Here is a 14221-nt window from a genome sequence, read left to right as displayed (position 1 = left end):
AACTCGCTCAGACCTCGGCGTCGATGGCGACCCGTCGGCCGGACTCGGCGGACTCGTAGGCCGCCTCGGTCAGCGCGGTCACCTTCACGGCGTCGGACGGCGGAATCTTCAACTCGGCCTCCCCTCGTATCGCGCCGACGAAGTTCCCTAACTTCCGCGCGGTGAGTTCCTCGAACGTCGGTTCCGAGAGCGTCGCCTCGTACTCGGTCCCGTCCTCGACGACGCGGAGGGTCTCGCCGTCGAACGAGAGGGAGCCGTCGGTGCCCCAGATACGGAGCGCCTCGCCCGGGGCGGGTCCGCTCGGCCCCTCGCCGGAGACGCCGACGCTCGCGGTGAGGCGGTCGCCATCGCGGTCCAGCGTGACCGCCAGCGCGGCGTTCACGTCGACGTCGGCGCCACGGTCGTCCACCGTCGCCGCCACCTCAAAGGGGGTGCTCCGCGTCGTCCACAGGAGGGCGTCCAGCAGGTGACTCCCCGAGTCGTACAGTTGGCCGCCGCCGGAGAGGTCGGGGTTCCCGCGCCAGCGGTCGCGGTTCCACCGTACCCAGTCCTGTTCGAGGTGACACGTCGCCATGTGCGGGGTGCCGATGCGCCCGTCGTCGATGAGTCGGCGAATCTCCCGGAAGCGGTCGTCGAAGTGGCGCTGGTAGCCGACGGCGAGGACGCGGTCGGACTCGCGCGCGCGTTCGACGAGCGCGCGGGCGTCGCCGAGGTCCGTCACCATCGGCTTCTCCACGTGGACGTGGACGCCGCGGTCCAGACAGGCCCTCGCGTGGTCGTAGTGGAGCGTGTGCGGCGTCGAGATGATAGCCGCGTCGGCGTCCACGTCGTCCAGCATCGCCTCGTGGGAGTCGTAGGTGTGGCGTCCGAGTTCGTACTGGAAGGCGTCGCGCGCGTCCGGGGAGGGGTCCGCGCCGGCGACGACCGAGACGCCGTCTATCGAATCGATGCTCCGACACTCTAAGCGGCCGAGGTCGCCGAGACCGATAGCGACGACCGCGAGTTCCGACATGTAGCGACAGGTATGGGTCCGAGAGCAAAAGTACTCCGCCGGCGAGTACGGATTCGGCGGCGCGAGCGGAGCGTCGGTGAATCCTCTCTCTTCGGTCGGCGATTCTCCGGTAGTGCCACACTTTTGCACCCTCCCGCCGTCGCCCCGCGTATGAGTCTCGACTACCGGCGACTCGGCAGCACGGGGACGAAGGTGTCCGAACTCTGTTTCGGAACGTGGCGCTTCGGCCGCGAGACGAACGGCGTGTTGGAGACGTCGAAGAACGACGCCCACGACCTCCTGGACGCATTCGCCGACCGCGGGGGCAACTTCATCGACACCGCGAACGTGTACGGGAACCCGAACGGCCGCTCGGAGTCGTGGATCGGCGACTGGCTCTCCCAGCGCGAGCGGTCCGAGTACGTCCTCGCCTCGAAGGTGTACTTCCCGTTCGACGAGGAGAACCCGAACGGCTCGGGCCTCTCGCGCACGCACATCCGAAACCAGATAGAGGGGACGCTGGACCGACTCGGGACGGACTACCTCGACCTCTACTACATCCACCGCTGGGACGAGGAGACCGACATCGAGGAGACGCTGTCGGCGCTGAACGCCCTCGTCGAGAAGGGGAAGGTGAACTACCTCGGCGCGTCGACGATGGCCTCGTGGCAGCTCACGAAGGCGCTGTGGAAGTCCGACGTGGAGGACTACGAGCGCTTCGAGGTGACCCAGCCGCTGTTCCACGCGGGATACTACGAGGACGTGAAGGAGTATCTCGACGTCTGCGGGGACCAAGAGCTCGCGGTGTGTCCGTACTCGCCGCTGGCGGGCGGTTTCCTGACAGGGAAGTACGAGCGGGCCGACCCCGAGGACCCGAAGCAGGTCGTCGCGCCCGACGGCTCCCGCGCGTCGTTCGACGACCGGTTCGACCAGTTCTACCTCTCTGAGCGCGGGTGGAAAGTGCTTGACGCCGTGCGCGAGGTGGCCGACGAGGCGGACGCCTCGCCCGCGCAGGTGGCGCTCCGCTGGCTGATGGACTACCCCGACGCGACGGTGGTGCCCATCGTCGGCGCGCGCACCGAAGAGCAACTGGACGAGAACATCGGCGCGGCGGACGTCGACCTCTCCGATGAACAGTGGGAGCGAATCATGGACGCGCGCTACGACGAAGACGGTCAGCTCTGGCACTGAGCGCGAGTCGGCGACGGCGCGCGGACGTCGCCGACGGCCGGCGACTCACGCGTAGCCGATGTCCCTGAGGTAGTCGCAGAGGACGTGCGCGTAGAGGACGACGGCGACGAAGACGGCGAGGCGTCCGAGGCCGAGGAGGGCGAGGACGAGACAGAGCGTTCCGCCGACGAGGTGGTGACTGAGCAGTCGGCGCTGGATGAGGCCCTCCTCGTCCAAGTCGGCGAACACTTTCTCCTGTTCGACGAGTCCGACGCGGGGGTTCGTCACCGCGCGTTCGAGGTTCCGCCAGTCGCCGACCATCGCGCGCGCGATGAGGAAGTGGTCCAGGTCGACGAAGACGCTCAGGAGGACGCCGAAGGCGACGAGGCCCCCGAACGTGACGCCGCTCGGAGTCGGGAAGATGAGCGTCGCCGCGGCCGCCGAGACGACGGCGCCGACGACGGCGTGTTCGACTGACTTCACCGCTCAGAGCGCCGCCCGGACGCGGCGGGTGACCTCGTCCACGTCGTACTCGTCCTCGCTTTTGTCCCACACGAGTTCGCCGTCGACGGCGACGGTGAGCACGCCGTGGTCGCCGGTCACCAGGGAGACGCGGTCGATTCGCTCGCCGAACTGTTCGAGGACGGCGTGCTGCATCTCTTCGGCTCGCTCCAAGAACCCGCACGGCACGCAGTACTCGATTTCGACCTCGCTCATGTGGGAGTGTGCACCCGCCGGGGAGTTAAACCTGAACGTGGGTGCGGCCGTCGGTAGTCCGCTCGTCGTCCCGCCGCCCGCCGCTCAGTCGCCGCGACCGCGGCCGGGGCCGAACGGCCGCCAGTAGAGCAGGACGACGGTGACGACGAAGACGAGCGTCGAGATGTCGTAGGAGAGGTCGAACGTCGCGGCGACGAGCGCCGACCCACCCCCGAACACGCCGGTGAGTATCGACGCGAGAATCGGCCACGAGCAGGAGACGCAGGAGAGCAGGCCCAACACTCCGGAGACGGCCGAGCCGGCGGCGTCGATGACCGTCGCGTACACGAGGTACGACAGCGCGAGGTAGCCGACGACGCGGGCGGGCATGAGGACGATGGTGGCGAACGGCGTGGATATCGTCGGCGCGGGTCCCCACCCGGGCGCGAGCGTGGCGACGCGGAACGCCCAGTCGGGACCGACAGACATCGTCGAGGTGACGACGACGCCGCCCGCGAACGCGAGCACGACGGCGTAGCCGACGGCGATGACGGCGGCCCGGCGGCGGGTCCGGGCGTCGGTCGGTGCGGGCGCCGTCTTCCAGACGGCGAGGACGCCGACGACAACCCAGAGCAACCCGTAGAAGGAGTAGCGCGGTTGCGAGACGTCGATGCCCGTGACGAGAACGTACGCGAGCGAGAGGATGCCGAGCGTGTTCGCCAGGAGGCCGGCGTACAGCACGTCGCGGTCGGCGACGACCCGACCGAGCGATTCGGAGACGGACACGGTCAGAGCGCCAGCGTGTCGACGACCACGGCCAAGAGCAGGGTGCCGAGGTAGGCGTTCGAGGCGTGGAACGACCTGAGCGCCGCCGACTGGGTCTGTTCGTAGTGCAGGCGGACGACGTAGTAGAGGAAGACGCCGCCGAAGACGATGCTCGTCAGCGCGTAGAGGAGACCGAGTCCCTCCATCGCCGCCAGCGCGCCGGCGGCGATGAGCGTCGCGCCGAGGTACCACAGCGTGTGCTTTCTGGTCTCGGTCTCGCCGCGGACGACGGGCATCATCGGGAAGCCGCCGCGGGCGTAGTCGTCCTTGTACGCCAAGGCGAGGTTGTAGAAGTGCGCGGGCGTCCACAGGAAGATGACCGCCGCGAGCAGCAGACCGCCGAAGCCGACTGAGCCGGTGACGGCCACCCAGCCGATGAGGGCGGGCAGCGCGCCCGCCGCGCCGCCGATGACGGTGTTCTGTACCGTGTTCGGTTTGAGAATCAGCGTGTAGACGACGCTGTAGAAGAGGATAGCACCGACGCCGAGGACGGCGGCGAGGACGTTCACCCACGCGAACAGCGCCACCGAGGCGGCGGCCAGGAGGAGGCCGAACGCGACGGCGTGGCGCACCGGCACGAGGTCGACGGCGAGCGGTCTGTCGCTGGTGCGCTCCATGCGGCGGTCGATGTCGCGTTCGAGGACGTGGTTGAACGTGCCCGAGGCGCCGATGGAGAGGACGCCGCCGCCGAGGGTGGCGAGGACGATTTCGGGCGTGAGGCTCGCGCCGGTCGTCGCCGCCAGCGCCATGCCCGCCGAGGCGACGAGGCAGAGCAGCCACATTAGCCGCGGCTTCATAAGGCGGAAGTACGCGTAGGCGGTCGCCTTCGCGCGGTCGACGGGGTCGGTCGGGACGGTCGGGTCGTGTGCGCCCTCGGGTTCGAGGTCCGGTTCGGGCGCGCTCTCGGGGCGGTCCGTCGGGTCGCCGGTGTCCGTCTCCAGCGTCCACGCGAGGGCGACGACGAGGCCGCCGAAGATGGCCATCCCTACCGCGAGGTGGGCGGTCGACAGCGTCGCCGACGGGCCGTCGACGGCGACGAACGCGCCGAGGGCGGCCTGGACGGGATAGAGGAGACCGGCGACGACCATCGCGCCGAGGATGCGACGGCTCACGTCGGCGCGGACGCCGGCGGCGAGCGTGACGACCCCCAAGATGCCGACGAGGACGGCCGCGAGGCGGTGGCCGACCGCGAGCCACCCGTCGGCGGTGGTCGGCGCGGTGAAACCGTCACCGCAGACGGGCCAGGCGGTGCAAGCCGCCGCGGCGTCGGTGAGCGCCGTCGTCGCGCCGACGAGCAGCAGGAGATAGACCCCCATGGCGGTCGCCGCCAGGAGGCCGTGAAAACGGTCGTGCGTGCGGTTCGGTTCCACGAGTAGTCACCTACAGTCCGTTCGGGTGCGGCGTATTTAGGACCCGCGCTTTTCCGGTTCCAGGGGACCGCGCGACGAAAAGACAGCAACTATTTAGGCGTTTGTTCCTAAGCCAGCAATAAGATGCGAAAGACGCGTTTAGCGCTCGTTTCCGCGTTCTCGGTCCTCGTCCTGGCGGCGTTCGCGGACCCCGCCGCGGCGCAGGCGTCGGCGAGCGCCGAACTCATCAACGAGCTGAACAGCAAGCTTCTGTACATCGCCATCCCCATCACCGTCCTCGTCGAGGTCATCCTCCTCTACGCGGTGGTGAAGTTCCGGAACAACGACAACCCGCTGCCGACCAAGGAGAACCGGCGGCTCGAAATCACCTGGACCATCGCCACGGCCATCATCCTGCTGTTCGTCGGCGTCGCCTCCTACGGCGTGCTGGCGAACGAGAACGTCACCTACCCGGGGTCGGATTTGGCCGATCAGAGCGAGGAACCGGTCGTCGTCCACGCCGAAGCGTATCAGTGGGGCTGGGAGATGTCCTACCCCGAGAACGGTAACTTCAGCACGGGCACGCAGATAGTGGTGCCGAAGGACAGGCCGGTGGTGATCCAAGTCACCTCCAGGGACGTGATACACGGCTTCCACGTCCCCGAGTTGGCGCTGAAGATGGACGCCTTCCCGGGCCAGGTTAACACCATCAAGACGGTGCCCTACGAGGAGGGGGAGTACCAGGGTTACTGCTCTGAGTACTGCGGCGTCTCCCACTCACAGATGTACTTCACCGTCGAAGTCGTCTCACAGGAGGAGTACCAGAACTGGCTCGACGAGCAGCAGAACAGCAGCGGTGGCGGCGGAAGCGGTAGCATCGAGGCACCCGCGTCCGCGTCGGCACCCGCGCTGGCGCGATAGCGGCCTCGTCGCTCCGACTTCTTCTCCTCCCGTTCGATTCCGTTCGTCGACTCCGTTCGGCCGACTCACTCCCCCTCGCGCAGTCGCGTCGCCTCTCCCTCGGTCAGTTCGACCGTTTCCTCCTCGGTCTCGACCAGCAGTCCGCCGCGCGCCGAGACGTCGCGCGCGACGCCGGAGACGTCCGGTCCACCGCGCCGACGGACCCTCACGCGCGACCCGAGCGTCTCCGCGCGGTCGCGCCACTCGTCCAGGAGTGCGGCGAACCCCTCGTCCGACTCGGCGGCCGCACACCGCGCGCACAGCGAGTCGCGGAGTCGGCGGGCCAACGCCTCCCGGTCGACCGACCCGACTTCGGCGCGGAGCGTCGTCGCCGGCCTGTCGAGTTCGAGGTCGGCGGGGTCGAGATTCGCGTTGATGCCGACGCCGAGGACGACGTACTCGACGTCGACGCCGTCGTCGCCGAACACCTCGTCGACGGGTTTGCCGGGCACCGGGACGCCGTCGACGACGGGTTCGGTGAGCACGCCGGCGAGTTTCCTCGGCCGACCGTCCTCGCTCCCGCGCGCGACGACGACGTCGTTCGGCCACTTCAGGCGCGCGTCGACGGCGAGGGGTTCGAGGGCGTCGACGACGGCCACGGCGCCGGCGAACGTGAGGCGGCCGACCCGCTCTGCGGGGAGGCCGGGCCGGAGGAGAGTGCTCGTCCAGACGCCGCCCGGCGGGGCCGCCCACTCGTTCCCCGTCCGGCCGCGCGCGGCGGTAAGTTCGCTGGCGACGACCATCGTTCCGTGCGGCGCGCCGTCGTCCGCCATCTGTCGGACGCGGAGGCTCGTGTTCCCCATCGATTCGCGGAACGTCACCGGCGGGTCGTCGGTCATGGCGGTCGCTTCGGGCGGGGGAAACTCAACGCTGCGGGTTCGGGCGCTACGCGTCCTCGTCTCGACTGCGGTCTCGGTCCCCGTCCCGTTTCCGGCCCGAACCGTCCGCCCGTTCTTCGAGGACGCGGTCGATGATGCGGCCGGTCGAGAGCAGTTCGTCCTCGTAGGCGGGTTCGCGCGCGGAGGCGCGCGTCACCTCGCAGTCGATGCCGCGGGCGGCGAGGGCCTCGCTGATGCCGTCGGCGTCGTGGTGCTGGTCGTGGCCGAGGACGATGACGTCCGGGCGGATGCGCTCGATGGGGACGAAGATGTCCTCGCGGTGGCCGAGGTGTGCCTCCGTCACCGCTCCGAGGGCGTCGACCATGTCGCGGCGCTGGCGGTCCGGCAGGACGGGCTTTCGTTTGTGGGTGACGTTCTCGCGGCGGGCGACGATGACGTGCAGTTCGTCGCCGAGGGCGGCGGCGTCGCGCAGGTAGTGGACGTGACCGGGGTGGAGGATGTCGAACGTCCCCTGGGCGATGACGCGCCGCGTCATTCGGCCTCGTCGTCGAGGTTCAGACCGAGGTCCGCCTCGTCGAAGTCGAAGAACGATTCGGGGTCGGGAAGGTCGACGTCAAGGACGTCCAGCGTCGTCGGATTGCCCTCCTGGTCGAACGCGCGCCAGTCGCTGCGGCGGTAGGGATGGCCGACGATGACGTGCACGCGACCCTGCCCGAACGTGTCGAGGTCGGCGTCGCTCGGGCGGAGGACGCCGTTGGGGTGCGAGTGAATCGACCCGACCGCGCGCATGTCGTTCGGTATCATGTCCGTGCGGACCGTGGCGCTGACGGGGTCCGAGGTCGTCCCGGGGACGATGAGTACGTCCGTGATGACGGTGCCCGACTCGTCGAGGCCGACGCGGCGGGCGTCCTCCCCGCGGAGAAAGCCCATGTACTCGTTGGGGTGTGTCTCCTTCGACGCTTCCAACGCGAAGTCGAGTGCCTCCTCGGCGATTCCGAGAATCTCCTTCGACCGGAAGAGGCGCATACGCAACGTCCGGCGCGTCGGCATCTAAGAGTTCCGGTCCGTGGAGCGTGCAAACCGCACGACTGCGGTACGACGGCCGAAGCGTCACGCTCAGGGAGGAGGACCGCGAACCCGGACGCATGACGGAGACGCCCCCCGCACCGGAGTCCGTCCGCGCCCGCGCCGAGTCGCGGTTCGGATCGGCCGTCTCGACGCTCACCGAACTGGACGGCGGCGAGGTGGGAACCGTCTACCGCCTCGACTTCGCCGACCGCGACCCGGTCGTCGCGAAAGTCGGCGACACCCCCTTGACCGTCGAGGCGGAGATGCTCCGCTACTTATCCGACGAGTCGCCGCTACCGGTCCCCGAGGTGTACGACGCCTCGGACGACCTGCTGTTCATGGCGCACGTCGAGGGCGACGGCCGCGTCACCCCGTCGGTCGAACGCGACGCGGCGGACCACCTCGCGGCGTTGCACGGCGTGACCGCCGAGGCCTGCGGCTTCCCGTTCGATACGCTCAGCGGCGCGTTCTCGCTCCCGAACCCGTGGACCGACTCGTGGGTCGCGTTCTTCCGCGAGTACCGACTGCTCGACTGCGCCGACGCCTGCGTCGCGGAGGGGAAACTCCCGGTCGACGACCGAGAGCGGGTGGCGGACCTCGCCGCCGACCTCGACTCGCTCCTGACCGAACCCGACGCGCCCGCCCTCGTCCACGGCGACGTGTGGCGGGGGAACCTCCTCGTCGGCGACGGCGCGGTGCGGGCGTTCATCGACCCGGCGATATACTACGGCCACCCCGAAGTCGAACTCGCCTACGTCGCCCTGTTCGGCTCTCTCGGCGACGACTTCTTCGACCGCTACGACGAGCGACGCGGCATCGACGAGGGGTTCTTCGAGACGCGCGCGACCGTCTACGGCGTCCACCCCCTTCTCGAACACGTCAGGCACTTCGGCGACGCCTACCTCCCGCGTCTCCGCGAGTCACTGCGCGAACTGGGGTATTAGGCGCGCGGCGGCCGGCGACGGGCGCCGACGCCGACGGATGCGGCCGCGTCGGCCCCGGACGCGCATGTAAAGTCTTAACCGGCGGCCACGATTCCCTCTCACTATGACCGTCGAAAACGCCGGGGATTCCGGCGGCGAGTCCGGTTCGAATTCGGACGCGGACTCGCGACCTGTCGTCTACGACCTCGCACCGAACTGTACGCTCGACGACACCGACGTCGGCGCCAACTACCACGCCGTCGTCAACGGCGTCGTCGAGTACGGCGTCTTCGTTGACATCTCCGACGAGGTGTCCGGCCTCGTCCACGAGTCGAACCTCGACCGCACCTACGAGGTGGGCGACCGCCTCGTCGTCTCCCTCGAGGAGGTCCGCGAGAACGGCGACGTGGCGTTCGACGCGGTGACCCTCGACGACTACCGCACCGTCACCGTCGACTACGAACCCGACATCACGCCCATCGAGGACCTCGAACCCGGCGACGATGCGTTCGTCGAGGGCGTCGTCGCGCAGATCAAGCAGACCGGCGGCCCCACCGTCTTCCGCGTCGCCGACGACACCGGCATCGTCTCGGCCGCCGCCTTCGAGGACGCCGGCGTCCGCGCGCACCCCGAGGTGGAACTGGACGACGTGGTCCGCGTCAGCGGCACCGCCGAGAGCCACGAGGACGCCCTGCAACTCGAAGTCGAGTCGATGACGAGACTCGACGACGAGGCGGCCGCCGAGACCCGCGAACGCCTCGACGCCGCCCTGGAAGAACGCGCCGAACCGAGCGAGGTCGAACCGCTCGTCGAGTGGCCCGAGTTCGAGAAACTCCGCGAGGACCTCAGAGAGGTCGCGCGTCTCCTGCGTCGGACCGTCCTGGAGGGCCGCCCCATCCGCGTCCGCCACCACGCCGACGGCGACGGGATGTGCGCGTCCGTCCCGGTCCAACTGGCCCTGGAGAACTTCATCGCCGAGGTGCACGACGACGAGGACGCCCCCCGTCACCTCATCAAGCGCCTCCCCTCGAAGGCGCCGTTCTACGAGATGGAGGACGTGACCCGCGACCTGAACTTCGCCTTGGAGGGGCGCTCGCGGCACGGCCAGCGCCTGCCCTTCCTCCTCATGCTCGACAACGGGTCCACCGAGGAGGACGTGCCGGCCTACGAGAACCTCGCGCACTACGACGTCCCCATCGCCGTCGTCGACCACCACCACCCCGACCCAGAGGCGGTCGAACCGCTGCTGGACGCCCACGTCAACCCCTACCTGCACGACGAGGACTACCGCATCACGACGGGTATGATGTGCGTCGAACTCGCGCGGATGATCGACCCCTCGCTCACGGACGAGTTGAAGCACGTCCCCGCGGTCGCCGGCCTCTCGGACCGCTCGAAGGCCGAGGCGATGGACGACTTCGTCGAACTCGCCGGGGCGCAGGGCTACGACCGCGAGGAACTGCTCGACATCGGCGAGGCCCTCGACTACGCGGCGCACTGGCTCCGCTACAGCGACGGGCAGTCCATCGTCAACGACGTGCTCAACGTCGGTTGCGACGACGAAGAGCGCCACGAGGAACTCATCGAGTTCCTCGCCGAACGCGCCGAACGCGACGTGGACCGCCAACTCGACGCCGCGGAGTCGCACGTCGACCACGAGACGCTCAGTTCGGGCGCGCACCTCTACACCATCGACTTGGACGAGTGGGCGCACCGCTTCACCTACCCCGCGCCGGGCAAGACGACCGGGAAGATTCACGACCGGAAGGTCCAGGAGATGCAGGAACCCGTCATCACCATCGGCTACGGGCCTGACTTCGCCGTCCTCCGCTCCGACGGCGTCCGCCTCGACATTCCGCAGATGGTCGCCGAACTCAACGAGGAAGTCGTCGGCGGCGGCGTCTCCGGCGGCGGCCACCTGGTCGTCGGCTCTATCAAGTTCGTGAAGGGGATGCGCAGCGAGGTCATCGACAGCCTCGTCGAGAAGATGGCCGACGCCGAACTCGACGCGGAACTGTCCACGCAGGCGCCCGTCGACGCCGAGTAACGCCCCCGCACCGTTCTACTCTCGTTCGAACCGAACCGTCTTCTTCAGTATCAGTCCGGCCAGCACCGCGGAGGCGAGTGCCCCGGCGACGAGCAGCCACGTCGTCCGGCCGGCGCCGTCGGCGCCGAAGCCGAGTCCGCGACCGAACCCGCCGCCGCCGGCCGCCTCCCAGTCGGCATCGAACGCCCGCCGAAAGTAGCCCGCCGGTTCTTCTCCGCGCAGTTCGAGCACCACCTCGCGGTTCTCCGTCGCGGCGTGGTCGTTCCAGTTCAGGCTTCCGACGAGAGCTACCTCGCCGTCGACGACGGCCCCCTTCGCGTGCACCTTGCCGAACCGACCCCGCGGGTCGGCGATACGCGCCTCGATGGGGAGGCCGGACTCCCGGAGTTCGTCGGCGCGAGCGACCACCGCTTCGTTTTCCGCCTCGTCGTACCACGCGTTCGAGAGGAGCAGTCGCACCGAGACGCCCCGGCGGGCCGCGCGGACGAGAGCGGCGAAGAACCGCCCCTCGGGGTCGATGCGAGGGTTCACGACCGCGATTCGTTCTTCGGCCCCGTCGACTCGCTCGATGGTCGCCTCGCCCGCGTTGCCGGGCGCGGTGAGGACGCGAACCTCCGTCGCGCGGACCGACTCGGACGGGATACGCGCGGGATACCTCGTGGTCGCGGGCGCGTCGTCGACGAACTCGCGGCCCTCCCGGAACGACGGCCACGAGACGACGCCCCGGCCCGTCGAGTCGGCCGCGAACACCGCGGCGAGTTCGTCCGCCGTTCGCCCGGAGTCGACGCGGACGCCCCACCCGCGACTGTCGCGGCCGCCGGTGCCCGCCGGCTTCCAGTTCTCCGTGAGCACCACGGCGCGGTCGTCGGCGACGGCGTATTTAGCGTGCTGATAGGAGAACGTCGCCCGCGGGCCGGAGACGACGGCGACGGGAACCCCGGCCGCGACCAGTCGGTCCAGCGTCGCCGCCTGCGCGCGGGAGACGCCGCCGACCGGCGACCCCTCGACGAGGACGTGCACCCGGACGCCGCGTCGGTAGGCGGCGAGGAGGGCGTCGGCGACGCGGTCCGAGGAGAGCGTGTAACCCGCCAGCAGAAGTCGCTCGTCGGCCGAGCGGAGCGTCTCGACGGCGACGCCGGGCGCGTCGGGGAGGACGAACGCCGTCGCGTCCGCGGGTCCGGTGGCGACGGGGTCGCGCAGGTCCAGTCCGACGGGCGTCCACCGGTCGGCGGAGGCGTTCCAGCGTTCGCCCTCGGGTGCACTCCCGTACTCGACTTCGTCGACGACGGCGCCGTCGCGGCGGAGGACGAGTCGCTCGCCCGCGTTCGAGAGCGAGAGGTCCGCGCGGACGACGGGAAGCGCCGTCACCGCCGCCGCGGCGTCCGGGTCCGCGGCGAGAGCGACGACGCCCGCCCGGCGCGGAACCGGGACGGTGTCCTCGCCGTCCGAGAGCGTGAGGTTCGCGGCGCCGGCGACGCGGACGGCGACGTACTCGCCCGCGTCGTCCGCCACGACGGGATTCGGAACACCCCCGACGACGGTCGGACCGCCCCCGCCGTCGCCCCCTGCGGCAGCCGCGAAGCCGACGCCGGCGCCGACGGACTGCCAGAGGAGCGCGCAGACGAGGAGAACGCGGGCGAGACGACGGGTGGTGAGCACGGCGGGAGTGGCCGCGGCTTCATACTTGAACCCGCGGTCGGACCGGGTAGCCGACGCCGTCGCTCGGCGGGGTGAAAAACGGGGAGTCGGAGCGGCTACGACCGGGGAGTTACGCTCGCGGCGCGTCGGTCTCGCCGAGGCTGTCGTTCGCGCGGTCGGCCTCGTGTTGGACGAGGAACGAGCGCTCGTCGGAGTACTCGGCGGTGGCTTCGAGCGCCTCCTTCGTGCCGATCTGACGGAGCGCCCACGCCGCGGCGGCGCGGACGGTGTCGCTGTCGTCGTTCGCCAGCGTGTCCTTCAGCGGCTTCACCGCGCGGGTGTCGCCGATGAGACCGAGCGACCGGGCGGCGTACGGCCGCACGTTGTCGTTGTCCATCACGAGTTTGTCCGCGATGGCCTGCGTCGCGGCGGGCGAGCCGATTTCGCCGAGCGCTTTGAACGTCACCTTCTGGAGCGCCGGGTCGGAGTCGGCGTCGACGTACTCCGTCAGCGTCTCGACGGCGTCGTCGGCTCCCGACCCCATCGTGCCGAGCGCCCGGATGGCCTTCTTGTTCCGGCGTTCGGCGAGTTGGTGCATCTCGTCGAACACCGACGGGTCGCCCATGCGGACGAACGCGTCCATGCAGTGCGCCTGCATGAACTCCGACTGGAGGTTGTCCTTCGCCAGCATGATCATGTCCGCCCGGCCGCGCTGTTCCCACTCCTGAATCGCGGAAAGTTCGGGCGGGAAGTCCTTGTAGTGACCGAGCACGTCGAAGAAGCCCTCGGCCTGGAGTTTCTCGTTCGTCTGCAGGTCGTCCCACTCCTGGGCGTCTTCGAGGCCGGCCTCCAACTCGTCGGTCGCTTCGAGGAGTTCGGCGATGGTCTCCTCGTCGTCGTCGGGGTCCAGTCCGGCGGACTCGACGGCGTCGATCGCCTCGTCGAGCGCGACGGTCAGGTTCTCCTCGGCCTCGCCGTCGACGGAGACGGAGACGTCCAGAATTTCGTTCACGTCGGCCGCGAACGACTCGACGACGTCGACGATTTCGCCCTGTCCGCGTTCGGTCCAGCGGGTGTCGGTAATCTTCGTCTTCGCCGACTCGACGTCGTCGACGACGTCCTCGGCGTACGGGCCGCGCTGGGATTCGAGGTCCTCGCGGAGGTCCGAGAGGCGGGCTTCGAGTTCCGCGCGGGGGTCTTCGACCTCTTCGTCGTCCTCCTCGTCCGCATCTTCGTCCGGTTCGGGGAGGTCGGCGGCCTCGATGTCCGATTCGATGTCGTCGAGTTTTGCCTCGACCGCGTCGAGGTCGTCCTCGGTCTCGGCCGCTTCGAGGTCCCCCTCGGCGTCGTCGAGGCGTTCGTTCAGGTCCTCGGCCGTGGGGTGCTCCAGTTCCGTTTCTTCGGACTCGTCGTCGGATTCCGATTCGGCCTCTTCGGCCCCATCGTCGGACTCTGACTCGGTCTCTTCGGTCTCCTCCTCGGATTCCGATTCGCCCTCTTCGGCCCCGTCGTCGGACTCCGATTCGGTCTCCTCTTCGGATTCCGTCTCTTCGGTCTCTTCGGTCTCTTCGGTCTCTTCGACCTCTTCGTCGGGTTCCGACTCCGTCTCGTCGGATTCGGCTTCGGAGGTCTCATCGTGCGCGCCCTCCGGCGTCTCTTCCGTCTCGTCCGGCGTCTCCGCCGGCGTCTCGTCGTCCCCGTCGCTCATATACCAA

General features: G+C 69.3%; 14 protein-coding genes. 4 read left to right on the top strand and 10 right to left on the bottom strand.

All coding sequences use genetic code 11. The annotated features are described in order from the left end of the window. Positions 1-7 precede the first annotated feature (7 nt). Complete coding sequence (locus NDI76_RS06505; RefSeq protein WP_310923191.1) at positions 8-1012, bottom strand: Gfo/Idh/MocA family protein; 1005 nt, start codon at positions 1010-1012, stop codon at positions 8-10. A gap of 150 nt (positions 1013-1162) precedes the next feature. Between NDI76_RS06505 and NDI76_RS06500 the strand changes: the two genes are divergently transcribed. Further along, positions 1163-2182, top strand: a complete 1020-nt coding sequence (locus NDI76_RS06500; RefSeq protein ID WP_310923190.1) for an aldo/keto reductase — start codon at positions 1163-1165, stop codon at positions 2180-2182. 45 nt (positions 2183-2227) lie between these two features. Here NDI76_RS06500 and NDI76_RS06495 read toward each other — a convergent pair whose 3' ends face one another. The 4 genes from NDI76_RS06495 to NDI76_RS06480 form a co-directional block, all read right to left on the bottom strand. Continuing rightward, positions 2228-2644, bottom strand: a complete 417-nt coding sequence (locus NDI76_RS06495; RefSeq protein WP_310923189.1) for a metal-dependent hydrolase — start codon at positions 2642-2644, stop codon at positions 2228-2230. A gap of 3 nt (positions 2645-2647) precedes the next feature. Further along, positions 2648-2878 carry a SelT/SelW/SelH family protein gene (locus tag NDI76_RS06490; RefSeq protein ID WP_310923188.1) on the bottom strand — a complete coding sequence of 77 codons (231 nt, stop codon included), beginning with the start codon at positions 2876-2878 and terminating at the stop codon, positions 2648-2650. A gap of 84 nt (positions 2879-2962) precedes the next feature. Continuing rightward, a complete protein-coding gene (locus NDI76_RS06485; protein WP_310923187.1) occupies positions 2963-3643 on the bottom strand; it encodes a DUF7546 family protein in 681 nt (226 codons plus the stop codon). 2 nt (positions 3644-3645) lie between these two features. Next, positions 3646-4998 carry a heme o synthase gene (locus NDI76_RS06480; RefSeq protein ID WP_310923186.1) on the bottom strand — a complete coding sequence of 451 codons (1353 nt, stop codon included), beginning with the start codon at positions 4996-4998 and terminating at the stop codon, positions 3646-3648. Between the two features lie 177 nt (positions 4999-5175). Here NDI76_RS06480 and coxB point away from each other — a divergent pair, with 177 nt between their 5' ends. Next, a complete protein-coding gene (gene coxB / locus NDI76_RS06475) occupies positions 5176-5952 on the top strand; it encodes a cytochrome c oxidase subunit II (protein WP_310923185.1) in 777 nt (258 codons plus the stop codon). A gap of 65 nt (positions 5953-6017) precedes the next feature. Here the strand turns inward: coxB and NDI76_RS06470 are convergent, their stop codons facing one another. The 3 genes from NDI76_RS06470 to NDI76_RS06460 are packed head-to-tail and all read right to left on the bottom strand — an operon-like array spanning position 6018 to position 7856. Continuing rightward, positions 6018-6830 carry a biotin--[acetyl-CoA-carboxylase] ligase gene (locus tag NDI76_RS06470; protein WP_310923184.1) on the bottom strand — a complete coding sequence of 271 codons (813 nt, stop codon included), beginning with the start codon at positions 6828-6830 and terminating at the stop codon, positions 6018-6020. A gap of 46 nt (positions 6831-6876) precedes the next feature. Then, positions 6877-7365: an FAD synthase family protein gene (locus NDI76_RS06465; RefSeq protein ID WP_310923183.1), complete on the bottom strand. Its 489-nt coding sequence runs from the start codon at positions 7363-7365 to the stop codon at positions 6877-6879. Beyond that, positions 7362-7856, bottom strand: a complete 495-nt coding sequence (locus tag NDI76_RS06460; protein WP_310923182.1) for a Mov34/MPN/PAD-1 family protein — start codon at positions 7854-7856, stop codon at positions 7362-7364. The genes NDI76_RS06465 and NDI76_RS06460 overlap by 4 nt, the downstream gene beginning before the upstream one ends. 119 nt (positions 7857-7975) lie before the next feature. Between NDI76_RS06460 and NDI76_RS06455 the strand changes: the two genes are divergently transcribed. Beyond that, entirely contained in the window at positions 7976-8842 is an 867-nt protein-coding gene (locus NDI76_RS06455; protein ID WP_310923878.1) for a fructosamine kinase family protein, read from the top strand. Between the two features lie 103 nt (positions 8843-8945). Further along, complete coding sequence (gene han, locus NDI76_RS06450; RefSeq protein ID WP_310923181.1) at positions 8946-10868, top strand: Hef-associated nuclease; 1923 nt, start codon at positions 8946-8948, stop codon at positions 10866-10868. A gap of 15 nt (positions 10869-10883) precedes the next feature. On the opposite strand, the gene NDI76_RS06445 is transcribed toward han, so the two are convergent. After that, positions 10884-12527: a phospholipase D-like domain-containing protein gene (locus NDI76_RS06445; RefSeq protein ID WP_310923180.1), complete on the bottom strand. Its 1644-nt coding sequence runs from the start codon at positions 12525-12527 to the stop codon at positions 10884-10886. Positions 12528-12636: 109 nt separating this feature from the next. Then, positions 12637-14214 (bottom strand): HEAT repeat domain-containing protein, encoded by a 1578-nt coding sequence (locus tag NDI76_RS06440; RefSeq protein ID WP_310923179.1) that lies wholly within the window; start codon positions 14212-14214, stop codon positions 12637-12639. Between the last annotated feature and the right edge of the window lie 7 nt (positions 14215-14221).

The sequence above is a fragment of the Halogeometricum sp. S1BR25-6 genome (genome assembly GCF_031624495.1).
Classification (GTDB): Archaea; Halobacteriota; Halobacteria; order Halobacteriales; family Haloferacaceae; genus Halogeometricum; species Halogeometricum salsisoli.
Note: the sequence above shows the minus strand (reverse complement) of the source record. Positions and strands in the feature narration are given on the sequence as shown.

What these genes read in the sequence shown, in the direction of transcription:
- NDI76_RS06505 (WP_310923191.1), bottom strand. Translation starts at nt 1,012, where the DNA reads ATGTCGGAACTCGCGGTCGTCGCTATCGGTCTCGGCGACCTCGGCCGC.
- NDI76_RS06500 (WP_310923190.1), top strand. Translation starts at nt 1,163, where the DNA reads ATGAGTCTCGACTACCGGCGACTCGGCAGCACGGGGACGAAGGTGTCC.
- NDI76_RS06490 (WP_310923188.1), bottom strand. Translation starts at nt 2,878, where the DNA reads ATGAGCGAGGTCGAAATCGAGTACTGCGTGCCGTGCGGGTTCTTGGAG.
- NDI76_RS06480 (WP_310923186.1), bottom strand. Translation starts at nt 4,998, where the DNA reads ATGGGGGTCTATCTCCTGCTGCTCGTCGGCGCGACGACGGCGCTCACC.
- coxB (WP_310923185.1), top strand. Translation starts at nt 5,176, where the DNA reads ATGCGAAAGACGCGTTTAGCGCTCGTTTCCGCGTTCTCGGTCCTCGTC.
- NDI76_RS06470 (WP_310923184.1), bottom strand. Translation starts at nt 6,830, where the DNA reads ATGACCGACGACCCGCCGGTGACGTTCCGCGAATCGATGGGGAACACG.
- NDI76_RS06465 (WP_310923183.1), bottom strand. Translation starts at nt 7,365, where the DNA reads ATGACGCGGCGCGTCATCGCCCAGGGGACGTTCGACATCCTCCACCCC.
- NDI76_RS06460 (WP_310923182.1), bottom strand. Translation starts at nt 7,856, where the DNA reads ATGCGCCTCTTCCGGTCGAAGGAGATTCTCGGAATCGCCGAGGAGGCA.
- NDI76_RS06455 (WP_310923878.1), top strand. Translation starts at nt 7,976, where the DNA reads ATGACGGAGACGCCCCCCGCACCGGAGTCCGTCCGCGCCCGCGCCGAG.
- han (WP_310923181.1), top strand. Translation starts at nt 8,946, where the DNA reads ATGACCGTCGAAAACGCCGGGGATTCCGGCGGCGAGTCCGGTTCGAAT.
- NDI76_RS06440 (WP_310923179.1), bottom strand. Translation starts at nt 14,214, where the DNA reads ATGAGCGACGGGGACGACGAGACGCCGGCGGAGACGCCGGACGAGACG.